The organism is Gilliamella sp. BG3 (genome assembly GCF_046635605.1).
GTDB lineage: Bacteria > Pseudomonadota > Gammaproteobacteria > Enterobacterales > Orbaceae > Gilliamella > Gilliamella bombi.
The window spans coordinates 91719-109116 of sequence record NZ_JBIDFE010000006.1; the positions used below are offsets into that span (position 1 = coordinate 91719).

Below are 17398 nucleotides of genomic sequence, written 5' to 3' on the forward strand. Positions count from 1 at the left end.
TTTGCCAGTGCTGTTGTCTGTTGTCTAAAATGATAATGCATTATGGTCCACCTGTCAAGTAATGATTTGTTTTATTTAAATTTTTATAATTATTCGCTTATTTAATAAGCTTGTTTTCCTACAACGATAAAAGTATAACCATTTATAAAATAGTTGGCTAGTTTTTTGGCGGACTTTTTTGTAAATAATTGTGCGTAGTGAGGTAACGGCGGGTGTTGGTGCTATGGGATGTTTTTTTGGAGTTCGGTTTTGGATGACTGTTTTAGGGGGCTGTTTTGGATGAAAATCAGATTAAAAAATAAATAAAATCAATTCATTTACTGACCGATTTTTAAAATCAAGGAAAAACACTCTGCTTTATAAAACAGAGCGTTTGGAAGAAAAGAGGAAAAAGAAGATAAAAATTAGAATTCCATTAGTTCCTTTTCTTTATCGGCAAGCACTGTATCTAATTTTTTAATTGCGGCATCTGTCGCTTTTTGGATTAAATCTTGTGCTTTACGTTCATCATCTTCAGATATTTCTTTATCTTTTAGTAATGCTTTGATTTGGTCGTTGGCATCACGGCGAATATTACGGATCGATACTCGACCTTGTTCTGCTTCGTTACGGACAATTTTGGTTAAGTCTCGACGGCGTTCTTCGGTTAGTGGCGGTAATGGAACGCGAATAACGGTACCTGCTGATGCTGGGTTAAGTCCTAAATCTGATGTTAAGATTGCTTTTTCAATTAGTGGCGTAAGTGATTTGTCAAATACAGTAATCGCTAGCGTTCTTGCATCTTCAGCAACGATGTTAGCTAGTTGGCGTAATGGCGTTGGACTACCATAATATTCAACCATAATACCATCTAATAAGCTTGGTGATGCGCGACCCGTTCTTACTTTAGAAATATGATTTTGAAACGCATCAATACTTTTTTCCATGCGCGTTTGCGCTTCTTTTTGAATCTCGTTTAACATAATAAAAGCCTTATTTAAAATAAAGATAATTAACTGGTTACTGTTGCTTTGTTATTAATTAATGTCCCTTCTTGTTCACCTAATATAACACGACGCAACGCTCCAGGTTTATTCATATTAAAGACACAAATTGGTAAATTATGATCCCTTGCTAATGTGAATGCCGCTAAATCCATTACTTTAAGCTCATCTGTAAGCACTTTTTCATAGCTTAGTGTTTTATAAAGTGTTGCTGTTGGATCTTTAACAGGATCGGCAGAGTAAACACCATCTACTTTGGTCGCTTTTAAGACAACATCTGCACCAATTTCAATACCCCGTAAGCATGCTGCTGAATCGGTTGTGAAAAAAGGATTACCAGTTCCAGCAGAAAGGATAACGACTTTACCATGACGAAGCAAGCTAATTGCTTCAGTCCAACGATAGTCATCGCACACGCCATTTAATGGAATGGCTGACATTAGGCGAGCGTTTACTTCTATTCGGTGTAATGCATCTCGCATCGCAAGTCCATTCATGACAGTTGCAAGCATGCCCATATGATCACCAACTACTCGGTTCATTCCCGCTTTAGCAAGCCCTGCGCCACGAAATAGATTACCACCCCCAATAACAACAGCAACTTCAACATTCATTTCAATAAGCTCTTTTATTTCTTGAGCCATACGATCAAGAACGGTTGCATCAATACCAAAACCTTCGTCACCTTGTAGTGCTTCACCACTGAGTTTAAGAAGAATACGTTTATAAAAAGGGGTTACCATATGATGTCTCACTGTTTCGTTATTTAATAAAATAAGGAGCTAGGGCTCCTATCTAGCAGTAATTTTAAAATATTTTGTAGATAAACAAAACCGCCTTAACGGCGGTTTTATAAAACAATTAAGATTGTTTTGATATTGCTGCAACTTCTGCTGCGAAGTCAACTTCGACTTTTTCAATACCTTCACCCACTTCAAAACGAATGAATGAAATAACTGCTGCGCTCTTTTCTTTTAATAAGTCGCCAACAGTTTTTGAAGGTTCCATTACAAATGGTTGACCAGTTAGTGATACTTCACCAGTGAATTTACGCATACGGCCTTCAACCATTTTTTCAGCGATTTCACGTGGTTTACCTGATTGCATTGCGATATCAATTTGAATGTTACGTTCATGTTCAACTACATCAGCAGGTACGTCACTTGGATCAACGTACTCTGGTTTGCTTGCAGCAATGTGCATTGCGATGTGTTTAACTAATTCATCGTCAGCACCGTTTGCAGCAACTAATACACCAATACGAGCACCGTGTTGGTAACTACCTACTACGTCACCAGCAATTTCAGCAACACGACGAATACCGATGTTTTCACCAATTTTAGCAACTAAAGCTGTGCGCTCTTCTTCAAATTTAGCTTGTAATGCAGCAATATCGCTAATGCGTTCTGTTAATGCCGCCTCTGCAACTTTATCACTAAATGCTAAGAATCCTGCATCTTTAGCAACAAAGTCTGTTTCGCAGTTTACTTCTAAGATAACACCCAATTTTTTATCCGCAGATATTTTAGAAATAATAACACCTTCAGCCGCAACACGACCTGCTTTTTTAGCTGCTTTTGCTTGACCTGATTTACGCATGTTGTCAATTGCAAGTTCGATATCACCGTTTGCTTCAACTAATGCTTTTTTACATTCCATCATACCTGCGCCAGTTCTTTCGCGCAGTTCTTTTACCATAGAAGCGGTAACTTCAGCCATTTTTTAATCCTCTATTTAACCATTGTGATGATTTTCATTAGAATGGGTCGATATTATTATCGACCCTGAAAATATTTGAGTTTATTACTCTGCTGCTGGCGCTTCTTCTACGAAGCTTTCTTCAGATACTGGAGATTGGTTTTGTTCACGACCAGAACGTACTGCTTCAGCAACTGCATTTGCATATAATTGAATTGCACGAATCGCATCATCATTACCTGGAACAACGTAATCAATACCATCAGGATCTGAGTTAGTATCAACAATAGCAATGACTGGAATACCTAAGTTGTTAGCTTCTTTGATAGCGATATGTTCGTGGTCTGCACCAATAACAAAGATCACATCAGGTAAGCCACCCATATTTTTAATTCCACCCAAGCTATTTTCTAATTTAGCCATTTCACGAGCACGCATTAGTGCTTCTTTTTTGGTTAATTTATCGAATGTACCATCACTAGCTTGTGTTTCTAAATCTTTTAGACGTTTGATTGATTGACGTACTGTTTTCCAGTTAGTCAACATACCACCTAACCAACGGTGATTAACGTAGTATTGTCCACAGCTTTCAGCAGCTTGTTTAATTGCTTCGCTAGCTGCACGTTTTGTACCAACAAATAAAATTTTACCTTTACGAGCGGCAATCTTGTTTAATTCAGCTAATGCTTCGTTGAATAATGGTACTGTTTTTTCAAGATTGATAATATGAACTTTATTGCGTGCACCAAAAATAAATGGTTTCATTTTTGGGTTCCAATAACGAGTTTGGTGTCCAAAGTGTACACCCGCTTGTAACATATCGCGCATTGATACTGTAGTCATGATTTCCTCATTTTGACGTTGGGGTTATGCCTCCACATATCCGCTCTATCCGACCTATACATAAAGTAAAAGGCACCCCGGAAAAGTGTAATGATATGTGTGTGTTATAACGTTAATTAATCATTAAATTTAATGCTTTTATCCATCATTACTTTTGCAAAAAAATAATGTGAAATGTAGCGCACGTTTTATACCATAAATAGTATAAGATTGCTAGCTTTATTTGTAATATTAACTGTTGTTAGCGGAGTTAATTATTGTAATGATGTATAGGTTAGTTTTATTAAGTGTTTATTGTATATTTAATTAGCAACTATTTGTTAAATATAGCGCTTTAATAAAAAATTCAATAAAATCAATAGTCTACCTGACGGTTTTTTATGGCAGTTTTTTATATTAGAAGATGTTTATTTTTAAAAAGTAAGGTTGTTCTGTAAGCTGATACTTACAGAACTGTGATAATTGAAACTAGCTAAATAATTTATGGCATTGTAGGCAGATCCAATCCCATATTCCACCAAAAAATCCTGTTTCTTCAACATTTTGCAAAGCAACAAGTGGCTGTTCACTAATTACTTTACCATCTAATAGGAACTGCATTTTACCTACGGCTGTACCTTTGGTTATTGGAGCATAAATATAATCATCAATTTTATATTCAACTTGCACATCTGCCGCACGACCTTTTGGTACTGTGATATAAGCGCCATTAGTTGCACCTAATTGAATTTTATTTTTATCACCATACCAAATCGTTTCTGTTGCTAATGGCGTATCAGCTTTTACAGGATTTGCAGTTTCAAAAAAGCGGAATCCCCATACTAATAGTTTTTTACTTTCTTCTTCACGCCCTTTAAAGGTTCGTCCACCTAGTACCGCTGAAATTAAACGGGTATTGCCATCAACCGCTGAAGCAACTAAGTTATAGCCAGCAGCATTGGTATGTCCTGTTTTAATTCCATCAACGTTTAATGTGGTATCCCAAAGTAGTCCATTTCGATTAAGTTGTGGTTTTGATAGGGTATAGGTAAATTCTTTTTGTTTATAAATAGAATATTCTTCTGGTAAATCACGAATCAATGCTTGCCCTAAAAAAGCCATGTCTTTAGCTGTTGTGTATTGCCCTGGCGCATCGAGCCCATGAACGGTTTCAAAATGGGTATGGTTTAGTCCAATTTTTTTTGCATAATCATTCATTAGGTTAACAAATGCACCTTGGCTTCCTGCAACATGTTCAGCCATTGCAATACAAGCATCGTTACCAGATTGGATGATAATACCTTTATTAAGATCAGATACTGATACTGTTTTACCCACTTCTAAAAACATCAATGATGACCCTTTTAAAACAGGGTTGCCCGTTGCCCATGCATCTTTACTTACTACAACCATATCATCATTTTTTATGCGTCCTGAGCGTAGTGCTTGACCAACCACATAACTGGTCATCATTTTGGTTAGGCTAGCTGGGTCACGCTGTTGTTCAGCATTATATTGTGCCAAAATTTCGCCTGATTTTGCATCGATTAAAATATAAGATTCAGCATCTAGTTGTGGAATAGCTGGGATAGGAAAAGCCATTTCAGCCGATGCTGATGAACAAATTGCAAGCGCAAACAAAGCAAAAGATAATTTAAATTTCTTTTTCATTTATTTCAATTCCGTTAAATATTTTTAGACAACATATATCGATGTGTGTGAATAGACATCATAATGCCAAAACTTGCCATTAATACGACTAAAGATGAGCCACCATAACTTATTAGAGGTAATGGTACACCAACTACTGGTAAGATTCCACTGACCATACCAATATTAATAAATGCATAAATAAAAAATACTAAAATTAGTCCACCCGATAAAATTCGTCCAAATGTTGTTTGTGCTTGAGCTGCAATAATAAGTCCACGCACAATTAAGCATAAAAATAGAATTAACAAAATAATCGAACCAATAAAACCAAACTCTTCAGCTATAACTGAAAAGATAAAATCGGTGTGTCGCTCTGGTAAAAATTCAAGTTGCGATTGCGTACCTTCAAGCCAGCCTTTGCCCCATATACCACCCGATCCAATTGCTGTTTTAGATTGAATAATATGATAACCAGCCCCATTTGGATCAAGCTCAGGATTTATTAGCATCAATACGCGTTTTTGTTGATAATCATGCATTAAAAAAAACCACATAATTGGTAAAAATATAGCAATTAAAATTAATGCAATAAGAATATAGCGCCAATTAATGCCTGCTAAAAAAATAATAAAAATTCCTGACATAATAATCAATATTGCTGTGCCTAGATCTGGTTGCATAGCAACAAGTAATGTAGGCACTCCAATTATACCAAGTGTTTGTAATGTGGTTTTTAATGGCGGTGGGCATCCATCACGATGAATGAACTTTGCAACCATTAATGGTACGGCTATTTTGGCTATTTCAGAAGGTTGAAATCGCAAAATACCTAAATCTAACCAGCGCTGTGCGCCTTTACTGGTATATCCAAAAATATCTACTAATAATAGGATGATAATGCAAACAACATACAGATATGGTGACCATTTTTCATAGGTTCTGGGCGAAAATTGTGCCAGCGTAATCATTACAGTATAGCCAAGTAATATTTGTATTACTCGCTTTTGCATCATATCAATATTTTGCCCACTAGCACTCCAAAGTATATAAAGACTATAACCTAGTAATAAAGTAATAAATAAAAAAAATAAGGGATCAATATGTATTTTTTGCCAAAAAGATTTTTTACTATTATTCATTATTAATCTTCAGCTCCTGTATTTGGTGATGGGTCATCTAGCTCTGTTGAGTTATTTCCAAGAAGATAAAAATCTAATATTTTACGAGCTACTGCACCGCCGTTTGAGCTTCCGCCACCGCCATTTTCTAAAACAATGGCTAAGGCAATTTTTGGATTATCGTAAGGAGCATAAGCAATAAATAACGCGTGATCGCGTAAATGTTCAGGGATCTTATGAGCGTTATAAACTTCATCTTGTTTTAAGCCATAAACTTGTGCGGTACCTGATTTGCCAGCCGCTTGATATTTTGCATCTGCATAAATTTTACGTGCCGTTCCTCGTGATCCAAACATGACACGATGCATACCTTCTTTAGCTAAATCCCAATAAATTGATTTAACATTAACTAAACTATTATCTTCTATGTATTTTTCAGGATTAATTGTTGGTTGATGTTCATCTGAATTTAAAATATCGCTCTTTTTATATAATAAAAAATGCGGAGTATAAGTTTTACCATTATTAATTAACGTGGTTAATGCTTTTGCCATTTGGATAGGTGTTGCTGTCCAATAACCTTGACCGATACCAACTGGTATAGTATCGCCTTGCAACCAAGATTTTTTATGGCGTTTGATTTTCCATTCACGACTAGGCATAACTGCTCGTGTTTCTTCGTTTGGTGAAATATCTATACCTGTTCGTTCACCATAACCAAATTTAGTCATCCACAGATTTAGGCGATCAATGCCCATATCATAAGCAACTTGATAAAAGTAGGTATCAACTGATTCTTCAATCGCCCTTAATACATCAACTCGACCGTGTCCCCATTTTAACCAATCACGATAACGCCGTTCAGTACCAGGTAATTGCCACCAACCAGGATCATTAACCACACTTTTTGGTGTGATCACTCCTTCACTTAAGGCCGCAATGGAAATAAAAGGCTTAACTGTTGAAGCTGGTGGATAAGCACCTAATAAAGCTCGATTAAAAAGTGGCTTACTAGGATCTTTGAGTAATTCGCTATATTTAGTACTTGATATACCACCAACAAAAGCGTTGGAATCATAACTTGGACTAGAAACCAAGGATAAAATTTCACCATTATTAGGGTCAATAGCTACCACTGCCGCTTTACGTCCAGCCAGTAATTGCTCTATATAAAGCTGTAATTTTAGGTTAATAGATAAATAGATATCCTCACCTGCTTGTGGTGGATGTTGATTTAGCTGGCGTACAATTCTACCTCGGCTGTTAACTTCAACCTTTTCATAACCAGGGGTTCCGTGTAATACATCTTCGTAGTACTTTTCTATTCCCATTTTACCAATATTAAAAGTTGCCACATAATCACTTGCTTTATTTTCATCTTCTAATCGCTGTTTATCTTGGCTATTAATTTTAGAGATATAGCCAAGAATATGGGTCAGTGATGATCCATAAGGATAATAACGATGCTGTATACCTACAATAGAAACAAACGGAAAACGATGTTGATCTACAACAAAACGAGCTATTTGTTTTTCGGTTAAATTATCTTTTAGCGGTACTGGACGATGAGCTCTATAATTGCGCCGTTCTTTTTGAAATGTTTCAATATCTTCATCTGTCAAATCAACAATCTTTTTTAATTGCTCAAATTGTTCATTGAGGTTTTTAGTTTTATCAGGAATAATATTTAATTGATATGTAATATTATTAATCGCTAATGGCGTACCATTACGATCATAAATCATGCCACGATTAGGTGGAATAGGAATAATTTCAATACGATTATCATTAGATTTAGTAGTGTAATAGCTATAATTCAAAATCTGTAAACCAGCTAAGTTTGCAATCAATATGATAATTAAAATAATAATGACAATAAAAGAAAACAGTGCTCGGCGTAAAAACAAATTTGCTTCCGCGGAATGATCTCGAATCTTAGTTTTCTTTTTTTTACTTGAGATAGAGATAATAGTACTCCTCTAAATACTTCTTTCTGTATGCTGCAACTTATGTTGCATATGTTGCTGTTCTTCCCATTTTTCGTAAGCATTAACAATTCTAGCAACTACTGGGTGGCGCACGACATCTTCACTATTAAAAAAATTAAAACTAATTTCATCAACTTGGCTTAATACTTCTATTGCATGACGTAATCCAGATTTTTGATTACGTGGTAAATCGATTTGAGTAATATCACCTGTTATTACCGCTTTCGAATTAAAACCAATTCGAGTTAAAAACATTTTCATTTGTTCAATCGTTGTATTTTGGCTTTCATCAAGAATAATAAATGCATCATTTAATGTGCGTCCACGCATATAAGCGAGTGGCGCCACTTCAATCACACTTTTTTCAATTAGTTTTTCGACTTTTTCAAAACCTAACATTTCAAATAAAGCATCATAAAGTGGACGTAAGTAAGGATCCACTTTTTGGCTTAAATCACCTGGTAAAAAGCCAAGTTTTTCACCAGCTTCGACTGCTGGTCGAGTTAGTACAATACGACGAATTTGTTGTTTTTCGAGCGCATCAACGGCAGCTGCTACCGCTAAATAAGTTTTACCTGTTCCAGCAGGCCCTATACCAAAAGAAATGTCGTAATCCAAAACATGAGCTATGTATTGTGCTTGATTCGCTGTTCGGGGTTTGATTATACCTCGCTTAGTTTTTATCATCACTAGCTTTCCGCCTTGATGATCAACATAACTAGGTAAGTGTTCACTCACTTTTTCAAGCGCACCTGTCTCTTTGATAGCTAAATGAATTTGTTCTGGTTCAATATCAATTATTTTGTCTTTGATTTTGGTTTGTTTATAAAGAGATTGTAAAATATCAATAGTCGCTCGAACACAAATATCATCACCAGTTATTGAAAATAAATTACCTCGATGATTAATTTCAATACCAAGCCGACGTTCTAACTGTTTTATATTGTCATTATAAGGACCACAAAGACTATTAAGCCGCTGATTATCAGCGGGCTCAAGTATGGTTTCTTGTGTTGTAATATTCAAAAATAAAACCTCTATTCAATTAATTTTAATTGCTGAGACGCTGTTCACATAAAGAACATTTTTCAACGCCTTTTATAAAATCCATTTTACATTGATGACAAGAAACTATATTTCCGTTAACAACATTATTTACTGCACTTGTTGATTGCTTTTCATCAAATCCTTGTGATTTCAATTTATTAACCAACATTGAAATAGGTGTTCCACTTTTTAACTCTTGTTCAACATATGAAGCTATTTGTTCTTCAAATGTTGGCGGTACATAGTCGAGCACATTTTCGTTATAATCGTTATTGCATTGATTACATTTTATATAACGACCTAAGGTAGAGTAACTAAAAATAGGAATAAAAAATAATGTAAAATATTTTGCTACTTTTATTTGTGTGTATTTCTGTTGTTTTTCGTCAGTAGTAATATTTTGTTGTGAGCAACAATTAGGACAATTAAATTGTCCACCACGTTCGTTGACTTCTCTTCCACGAGTACCAAAAATAATAAACATTTTTTCTTTCCTATTTTCTTATTTAATAACTTTTTAATTTCTATTTAAAATAAATAACTAAATATTTTACGTTTTGTTTTTATGGTTGATAAATACCAACACCTAAATCATTTTCCTTTCGGGTTCGAGATATAACTGACATTGGTGATTCGCTTACGCGTAGATCCATTTCATCTTCAGTTCTAACTACTTTGCCACGCAATGAATTTGGATAAACATCGGTAATTTCAACGTCAACAAATTTACCAATCATTTCAGGGCGACCTTCAAAGTTAACAATTCTATTATTTTCAGTTCGGCCTGTTAATTCCATAAGATCTTTTTTGGATGGACCTTCAACCAAAATACGTTGCACGGTATTTAACATACGACGGCTAAATTGCATAGCTTGTTGGTTAATTCGCTCTTGAAGAATGTATAGTCTTTGTTTTTTTTCTTCTTCCGAAACATTATCTTCCATTTCAGCAGCTGGCGTACCTGGACGTGCTGAATAGACAAAACTGTAACTTAAATCAAAATTAACATCGGCAATTAACTTCATGGTTTGTTCAAAGTCTTCTTGTGTTTCACCTGGGAAACCAACAATAAAATCGGAGCTAATTTGAATATCTGGTCGTACTTTGCGTAGTTTTCGAATAATTGATTTATATTCAAGTGCAGTATGCGTACGTTTCATTAAGTTTAATACACGATCTGATCCACTTTGTACTGGTAAATGTAAAAAATTTACTAGTTCTGGTGTGTCACGATAAACATCAATAATATCATCTGTAAATTCGATTGGATGGCTAGTTGTAAAACGAATACGATCTATACCATCAATGGCTGCAACTAAGCGTAGTAATTCAGCAAAGGAACAGATATCACCATCGAATGTCGGTCCACGATATGCATTTACATTTTGACCTAATAGATTGACTTCACGTACACCTTGCTCAGCAAGCTGAGCTATTTCATAAATAACATCATCACAAGGTCGACTAACTTCTTCACCTCGAGTGTAAGGAACTACGCAATAAGTACAATATTTATTACATCCTTCCATAATTGAAACAAATGCGGTTGGGCCTTCACTACGAGGCTCTGGTAGACGATCAAATTTTTCTATTTCAGGAAAACTTACATCAACCACATGATTACCTTTACCACTTCTAACTTGCTCAATCATTTCTGGTAATCGGTGAAAGGTCTGAGGTCCAAAAATAATATCCACAAATGGTGCTCGTTTGCGAATGTGGGCGCCTTCTTGTGAAGCAACACATCCCCCTACACCAATAATGATATTTGGGTTATTTTTTTTAAGGTTCTTCCAACGTCCTAATTGATGAAAGACTTTTTCTTGGGCTTTTTCTCGAATAGAGCAGGTATTGAGTAATAAAATATCTGCTTCTTCGGCATTTTCAGTTAAAGTTAAACCGTGGGTAGATTCAAGGAGATCTGCCATTTTTGTTGAGTCATACTCATTCATTTGACAGCCCCAAGTTTTGATATGTAGTTTTTTGCTCATCAATAACTCAGCTATAATTTAATTGTTAAAATGAAAACGGGTTTAAATCCGCGATTTTAGCGTGCTATATTGTAATCTTTTGTTATTATAGGGTCTATAACAAAATAAAAATGACAACTTAAAGCAAGGTTGTTTTTATTATTTAATTTGATAATCTTTTTTATTATAAAAATTGATTGATAATTTAGAACAGACTATTTACAAAAATAACAGTCGATTATGATAATCATTCTTTTTAATATCCCTTTAGTTTATGCTATTATCTGCAGCTAATTTTGATAATAAATAAAGTTTTTAAGGTATGAAAAAAACATTTAGCCCAACAAAGCGCCTATTAATAAAAGGTATTATTGCTACATGTTTGTTATCCGTCACTCGTGTAGGCTTTGCCGCAGCAATGGCGCAAGTTATTGCTGTGCGCGTTTGGCCTTCATCAACTTATACAAGAATTACTTTAGAATCAAATATTAGCTTAAAATACAAGCACTTTTTATTAAGTAATCCTAATAGGATCGCTATTGATATTAACAATGTTAATCTAAATCCAATTTTAAAAAATATCTCATCAAAAGTATTAAAACACGACCCTTATATTAAATCTATACGCGTTGTTCAACGAGATCCAAAGACAGTAAGAATTTTGATCGAATTAAAACAAGGTGTTCAACCGAATACTTTTACCTTATCGCCGATAGCAAAATTCAAACATCGTTTAGTTATGGATCTTTATCCATCTAAACCAGCTTCAAGCACTGATGATGACCCTTTACTTGCGCTTTTAGAAGAATATAAAAAAGGTGATCTCAATAAAAAGCAATCTGGTATAAAAACACCAACCAATAAGAGTAAAAATGCTCCCGTTATTGTTGTGATTGATCCTGGACACGGTGGAGAAGATCCTGGCGCTATTGGTTACAATAAAACACGTGAAAAAGATATAGTTTTGCAAATTGCACGTCGTACTTATAATTTACTTAAGAAAGAACCGAATATAAAAGTCTACATGACCCGTAATGAAGATGTTTTTATCCCATTAAAAGTACGAGTTGCTAAAGCTCGTTCACTCCATGCAGATCTATTTATTTCTATTCATGCAGATGCTTTTGCTAATCGTTCTGTCGGTGGTTCATCGGTTTTTGCATTATCAACAGGTGGAGCAAGTAGTTCTGCAGCCAGTTATTTGGCCCAAACTCAAAATGAAGCAGATCAAATAGGCGGTGTTAGCCGTAGTGGTGATAAATATTTAGATAATACCATTTTAGATTTGGTTCAAAAAACAACATTAAATAATGGGGTATTACTTGGTAATGCTATTTTGAATCGAATGAAAAGAGTCAATAAGTTACATAAACCATCACTTGAAAAAGCAGGTTTTGCGGTGTTAAAAGCACCCGATATTCCATCTGTTTTAGTCGAAACAGCCTTTATTAGTAATATTACTGAAGAAAAAAAATTAAAGACTGTTTCATTCCAAAATCAAGTGTCTAAATCAATTGTTGATGGTATTAAAGATTATCTGAAAAAACGCAAAAATTAAATTTGTAAAAAGTTTCAGAGCAGCTTGTATTTAATTACAAAAACTATTGTATAATAATCAAACACCTTTCAGCATCTAATTCTGGTATAGTCAATTTTATATTTTGTTTAAGTGTAAAACCATCAGCAATAGGATCTATATCGCTTCCTTTTAAAGCATAAAAAAATCCTTGTTCATTAGGAAGATGTTTACACCAACTAAGCATGTCTTGCAATGAAGCAAATGCTCGGCTAATAACTCCATCAAACTTTTTATCGTTATACACTTCTATTCGGCTTTGTATTGGGTTTATATTAGTTAGCTTTAATTCAAACTGAACTTGTTTTAAAAATCGAATACGCTTACCTAAACTATCCACTAAATCAAATTGTTTATCTGGGTTAATTATTGCTAGTGGAACACCTGGTAAACCAGGACCAGTTCCAACATCAATAAAAGTTTTGCCAGTTAAATAGGGCGATACAACTAAACTATCCATGATATGTTTGATTAACATTTCATTAGGATCTCGTACAGCTGTTAAGTTGTAAGTCTTATTCCATTTGTTGAGCATTTCAACATAATGGATCAATTGATCTATTTGTGATTCTGAGATCAAAAGATCGGTTTGATCTATTAGACTAATGAGTTTCTTTTTTAACATAATTTTTCTTTTTTAAATAAACTAGTAACATTGAAATCGCAGCAGGAGTAATTCCTGATATACGCGAAGCTTGTCCTATTGAAATAGGTTTATGTTGTTTTAATTTAGCCACAACTTCGTTCGATAAACCCGATATTTCAGCATAATCAATATGCTCAGGAATAAGCGTTTCTTCATTGCGTTTTTGACGTTCAATTTCTTCTATTTGCAGTTTTATATATCCATCATATTTAACTTGAATTTCAACCTGTTCCGCAGCCTGTGCATCAGATAATCCTGGAGCAAATAATGAAAGCGATTTCAATGTGTTATAACTCATTTCAGGTCGCTTAAGTAGCTCTTCTCCATTGGCTTCTTTAGTCAAATTAGCACTTAATACGGCATTTACTTCGTCAATGCTTTCAATATGAGGATGTACCCATATATCACGTAATCTTGCTCTTTCTTGTTCAATAGCTTCAAATTTTTCGTTAAAACGTTGCCAGCGATAATCATCAACCATACCTAGCTTGCGAGCAAGCTCGGTTAAGCGAATATCAGCATTGTCTTCACGTAACATTAAACGATATTCAGCACGCGAGGTAAACATGCGATAAGGTTCGTTAGTACCAAGAGTACAAAGATCATCAACTAATACCCCTAAATAGGCTTGATCACGGCTTGGATACCATTGATCTTGATCATATGCAAAACGTGCTGCATTTAAACCAGCAAGCATTCCTTGAGCTGCGGCTTCTTCATAGCCAGTTGTTCCGTTGATCTGTCCTGCTAAAAAGAGCCCTTTGATAACTTTACTTTCAAGTGTTGGCTTAAGATCCCTTGGATCAAAATAATCATATTCGATCGCATAACCTGGTCTGACAATATTAGCATTTTCTAATCCTTTCATACTGCGTACAAATGCTAATTGTGTATCAAATGGTAAACTTGTTGAGATCCCGTTTGGATATATTTCGTTGCTATCTAATCCTTCAGGCTCTAAATAGATCTGATGAGAATTACGATCCGCAAAACGCATAATTTTGTCTTCAATAGATGGGCAGTATCTTGGGCCAACTCCTTCTATAACACCTGTATACATGGGACTACGATCTAAACTATTTCGGATTATCTCGTGCGTTGTTTCGTTAGTGTTTGTTATATAGCAAGGAATTTGTTTAGGATGTTCGTTTGCATTACCTAAAAATGAGAATACAGGAACAGGATCATCACCATATTGTGTACCTAATTTTGAAAAATCAATTGTTCTAGCATCAATTCGTGGTGGTGTACCAGTTTTTAATCGTCCCATTCTAAATGGATATTGATGAAGTGATTTTGATAAGCCGATCGAAGTAGGATCACCTGTACGTCCACCACTATAATTATTAAGTCCTATATGGATCTTTCCGTCTAAAAAGGTACCTGTTGTTAATACGACTGTTTTAGCTTTAAAGCATACTCCCATTTGGGTTTTTACACCTAGGATCTGATCGTTTTCGATGATCACATCTTCAACAGATTGTTGAAAGAGCATTAAATTTTCTTGATTTTCAAGTGTAGTTCGGATCACTTTGCAATATAGTGATCGATCTGCTTGTGCTCTTGTAGCCCTAACTGCAGGTCCTTTACTGCTATTTAAGATCCTAAATTGGATCCCAGCATGATCGATAGCGTGTGCCATTAAGCCACCCATTGCATCAATTTCTTTTACCAAATGACCTTTGCCTATACCACCAATGGCAGGATTACAAGACATTTGTCCTAATGTATTGATATTATGGGTTAAAAGTAGTGTTTTTCGCCCCATTCTTGCTGATGCCATTGCTGCTTCTGTTCCTGCATGACCGCCACCAACAATGATGACATCAAAAAGATCTGGATAAAACATAAAAAGCCTCGTATTTGTTTTGTGTATAGATGATCGCTAATTTAGATCGGGAGATTTGATTTATTCAGGGTAGGAGATTTTACTCATCTTTTTGGTTACGTCAAATGATCTATTAGGATCGCGGTTTAAATAAAATAAGATCTTTTAGATGATCTTTTTATTTTTATTATTATTAGATCGGATCCTTTTTGTTGATAACTCTTTTTTGTGATTATTTTATATGATCTTATCGATCTGTCTATTCTGTTAATTGATCGGATCTTTTTTTGTTTTAACTTGTGTATAACTATTCTTTTTATCCACAACTGTTTTCTATTTTTAAGTTGTTAGTGCGATCATAACAGCTTGTTATCCTAATTTTTAACAGAGTTATCCACAAAAATTAAGTTTGATTGCTTAAATTTTAACTTTTTGTTGTTTTTATTTTAAACAACAATTTTTGATCGTTTTATTGTTTTTTGTTTTATTTTTTTATTAACTGTTATCTGTTTGTCTTTTTGTATAAAAGTGATTGATTTTTATAAAAGCAAATTTATACTTAATATGATTTTATTTGTATTGTGAGGTTACTTTATTACTCTTTCACAGTTGCCTTTGCCTTTTCCGTTATCTAATAATGAAACTTTTGATAGTTTTTATGTAGGTAATAATCGGTTGTTGTTTGATTCATTGCAAACCTTGTTAGATAAAGAGGGGTTTAATGTCTTTTATATATGGGCGGCTAGCGTTGCAGGCCGAACTCACCTTTTACATGCGTCAAGCCAAAATAAATTAGCTAGTTATATTCCATTAAAACAGCATTACCATTTGGTACCTGAAATTTTACAGGGATTAGAAAATTATGATTTAGTCTGTTTAGATGATATTGATGCAATAGCAGGTCATAGGGATTGGGAAGAGGCTATTTTCGATTTATTTAATCGTTTGACAGAAAAGAATGTGAGTAAATTATTGATAACAGCAAATGCTCCACCTAAACAAATTTCTTTTATATTGCCTGATTTAGTTTCTAGATTATCTTGGGGGCAGGTTTATCAATTAAAAGAACTTAGCGATGATGACAAGCTTAAAGCTTTGCAATTGAGAGCGCAATTAAGTGGATTTGAACTATCAACAGATGTTGGGTTATTTTTATTAAAACGTGTTAATCGCGATATGCGTACATTATTTTCTTTATTAGAAAAGTTTGAAGTAGCAACGTTAGCACAACAACGAAAGCTAACTATTCCTTTTATTAAAAATATTTTGGATTTGTAATATGAGTCATAAACCTGAAGCTATTGTTTTTTTTGATTTAGATGGGACATTATTTAATAGTCAAATTGATGTATTGTCCAGTTCCCTTGATGCTATAAAAAAATTAAAACATAATAATATTATTCCAGTGATAGCAACTGGTCGAACACCTTGTGAAGTTGCTGATTTAATGCAAAAGACTCAAATTGATTCAATTATTGGTATGAATGGGCAAGTAGTTTTATACAAAGGCGAAAAGGTTTTTACTAATAATATTGATAAAGATGTGATAATGAGAATACATCAGTATTCTAAGCAAAAAACGAATATTCCTTTATCTTTTTATAATGATGAAATGATGTGTATATCTGAGTATAGTCAACCAGCCGAGAAGTTTTATCATTACCTTAAGCAACCAGTTCCTCCTGTTGATGATCAGGTTTATTTAAAATCACCTATTCAGATGCTTTTATTACTTTGTGAATCTGGAGAAGATCTTTATCGAGATGTTTTTCCTGAACTAACCTTTATTCGTAATACTCCTTACTGTGTTGATGTTTTTAATCATGGTGGCTCTAAAGGTTATGGTATTACTCAGTTATTAAAAAATAAAGGGTTCACTGATGTGTCTACTTATGCATTTGGTGATGGTATGAATGATTTTGAAATGTTCCTAACCGTTGATCATCCTATTGCTATGGGTAATGCAGTTGATGAATTAAAAGCAAAAGCCGAGTTTGTTACAGATACTAATAATAATGATGGTATTGCTAAAGCGTTACAAAAATTTGGGTTGATTTGATCGATATTTA

15 protein-coding genes are annotated in these 17398 nt (G+C 34.4%); 3 read left to right on the top strand and 12 right to left on the bottom strand.

Annotation, left to right across the window (positions count from 1 at the left end):
• Window positions 1–404 precede the first annotated feature (404 nt).
• From frr to miaB, 10 genes are all read right to left on the bottom strand, one after another.
• Window positions 405–962 carry a ribosome recycling factor gene (gene frr / locus ACGH6S_RS04405; protein ID WP_065560532.1) on the bottom strand — a complete coding sequence of 186 codons (558 nt, stop codon included), beginning with the start codon at window positions 960–962 and terminating at the stop codon, window positions 405–407.
• Window positions 963–991: 29 nt separating this feature from the next.
• Window positions 992–1726: a UMP kinase gene (gene pyrH / locus ACGH6S_RS04410; RefSeq protein WP_034911998.1), complete on the bottom strand. Its 735-nt coding sequence runs from the start codon at window positions 1724–1726 to the stop codon at window positions 992–994.
• Between the two features lie 118 nt (window positions 1727–1844).
• Window positions 1845–2702, bottom strand: a complete 858-nt coding sequence (gene tsf / locus ACGH6S_RS04415) for a translation elongation factor Ts (protein ID WP_411578407.1) — start codon at window positions 2700–2702, stop codon at window positions 1845–1847.
• Between the two features lie 84 nt (window positions 2703–2786).
• Window positions 2787–3524, bottom strand: coding sequence for a 30S ribosomal protein S2 (gene rpsB / locus ACGH6S_RS04420; RefSeq protein ID WP_034947534.1), 738 nt, complete (start codon window positions 3522–3524; stop codon window positions 2787–2789).
• Between the two features lie 468 nt (window positions 3525–3992).
• Window positions 3993–5174, bottom strand: coding sequence for a serine hydrolase (locus tag ACGH6S_RS04425; protein ID WP_085163801.1), 1182 nt, complete (start codon window positions 5172–5174; stop codon window positions 3993–3995).
• A 14-nt stretch (window positions 5175–5188) separates the two neighbouring features.
• Window positions 5189–6295: a peptidoglycan glycosyltransferase MrdB gene (gene mrdB / locus ACGH6S_RS04430; RefSeq protein ID WP_034911963.1), complete on the bottom strand. Its 1107-nt coding sequence runs from the start codon at window positions 6293–6295 to the stop codon at window positions 5189–5191.
• A 2-nt stretch (window positions 6296–6297) separates the two neighbouring features.
• Window positions 6298–8235: a penicillin-binding protein 2 gene (mrdA, locus tag ACGH6S_RS04435; protein WP_174799311.1), complete on the bottom strand. Its 1938-nt coding sequence runs from the start codon at window positions 8233–8235 to the stop codon at window positions 6298–6300.
• 18 nt (window positions 8236–8253) lie between these two features.
• A complete protein-coding gene (locus tag ACGH6S_RS04440) occupies window positions 8254–9288 on the bottom strand; it encodes a PhoH family protein (RefSeq protein WP_065610013.1) in 1035 nt (344 codons plus the stop codon).
• A gap of 25 nt (window positions 9289–9313) precedes the next feature.
• Window positions 9314–9793 carry a hypothetical protein gene (locus tag ACGH6S_RS04445; RefSeq protein WP_085163805.1) on the bottom strand — a complete coding sequence of 160 codons (480 nt, stop codon included), beginning with the start codon at window positions 9791–9793 and terminating at the stop codon, window positions 9314–9316.
• A 79-nt stretch (window positions 9794–9872) separates the two neighbouring features.
• Window positions 9873–11300 carry a tRNA (N6-isopentenyl adenosine(37)-C2)-methylthiotransferase MiaB gene (gene miaB, locus ACGH6S_RS04450; protein ID WP_065590779.1) on the bottom strand — a complete coding sequence of 476 codons (1428 nt, stop codon included), beginning with the start codon at window positions 11298–11300 and terminating at the stop codon, window positions 9873–9875.
• Window positions 11301–11601: 301 nt separating this feature from the next.
• On the opposite strand from miaB, the gene ACGH6S_RS04455 reads away from it, so the two are divergent.
• The gene (locus ACGH6S_RS04455; protein ID WP_065590780.1) at window positions 11602–12837 is read left to right on the top strand and encodes an N-acetylmuramoyl-L-alanine amidase; all 1236 of its coding nucleotides are present in this window, start codon (window positions 11602–11604) and stop codon (window positions 12835–12837) included.
• A gap of 43 nt (window positions 12838–12880) precedes the next feature.
• Here the strand turns inward: ACGH6S_RS04455 and rsmG are convergent, their stop codons facing one another.
• Both rsmG and mnmG read right to left on the bottom strand, forming a co-directional pair.
• Window positions 12881–13480, bottom strand: a complete 600-nt coding sequence (gene rsmG, locus ACGH6S_RS04460) for a 16S rRNA (guanine(527)-N(7))-methyltransferase RsmG (RefSeq protein WP_174799297.1) — start codon at window positions 13478–13480, stop codon at window positions 12881–12883.
• Window positions 13458–15350: a tRNA uridine-5-carboxymethylaminomethyl(34) synthesis enzyme MnmG gene (gene mnmG / locus ACGH6S_RS04465; protein ID WP_411578406.1), complete on the bottom strand. Its 1893-nt coding sequence runs from the start codon at window positions 15348–15350 to the stop codon at window positions 13458–13460. The genes rsmG and mnmG overlap by 23 nt, the downstream gene beginning before the upstream one ends.
• 573 nt (window positions 15351–15923) lie before the next feature.
• On the opposite strand from mnmG, the gene hda reads away from it, so the two are divergent.
• Window positions 15924–16607 (top strand): DnaA inactivator Hda, encoded by a 684-nt coding sequence (gene hda / locus ACGH6S_RS04470; RefSeq protein ID WP_081300165.1) that lies wholly within the window; start codon window positions 15924–15926, stop codon window positions 16605–16607.
• 1 nt (window position 16608) lies between these two features.
• Window positions 16609–17388 (top strand): Cof-type HAD-IIB family hydrolase, encoded by a 780-nt coding sequence (locus ACGH6S_RS04475; protein ID WP_174799299.1) that lies wholly within the window; start codon window positions 16609–16611, stop codon window positions 17386–17388.
• The last annotated feature ends 10 nt before the right edge of the window (window positions 17389–17398 follow it).

Coding starts and splice junctions, on each gene's coding strand:
- miaB (WP_065590779.1), bottom strand. CDS start 11,300: ATGAGCAAAAAACTACATATCAAAACTTGGGGCTGTCAAATGAATGAG.
- frr (WP_065560532.1), bottom strand. CDS start 962: ATGTTAAACGAGATTCAAAAAGAAGCGCAAACGCGCATGGAAAAAAGT.
- ACGH6S_RS04445 (WP_085163805.1), bottom strand. CDS start 9,793: ATGTTTATTATTTTTGGTACTCGTGGAAGAGAAGTCAACGAACGTGGT.
- ACGH6S_RS04475 (WP_174799299.1), top strand. CDS start 16,609: ATGAGTCATAAACCTGAAGCTATTGTTTTTTTTGATTTAGATGGGACA.
- ACGH6S_RS04455 (WP_065590780.1), top strand. CDS start 11,602: ATGAAAAAAACATTTAGCCCAACAAAGCGCCTATTAATAAAAGGTATT.
- rpsB (WP_034947534.1), bottom strand. CDS start 3,524: ATGACTACAGTATCAATGCGCGATATGTTACAAGCGGGTGTACACTTT.
- pyrH (WP_034911998.1), bottom strand. CDS start 1,726: ATGGTAACCCCTTTTTATAAACGTATTCTTCTTAAACTCAGTGGTGAA.
- rsmG (WP_174799297.1), bottom strand. CDS start 13,480: ATGTTAAAAAAGAAACTCATTAGTCTAATAGATCAAACCGATCTTTTG.
- mrdB (WP_034911963.1), bottom strand. CDS start 6,295: ATGAATAATAGTAAAAAATCTTTTTGGCAAAAAATACATATTGATCCC.
- tsf (WP_411578407.1), bottom strand. CDS start 2,702: ATGGCTGAAGTTACCGCTTCTATGGTAAAAGAACTGCGCGAAAGAACT.
- mnmG (WP_411578406.1), bottom strand. CDS start 15,350: ATGTTTTATCCAGATCTTTTTGATGTCATCATTGTTGGTGGCGGTCAT.
- ACGH6S_RS04425 (WP_085163801.1), bottom strand. CDS start 5,174: ATGAAAAAGAAATTTAAATTATCTTTTGCTTTGTTTGCGCTTGCAATT.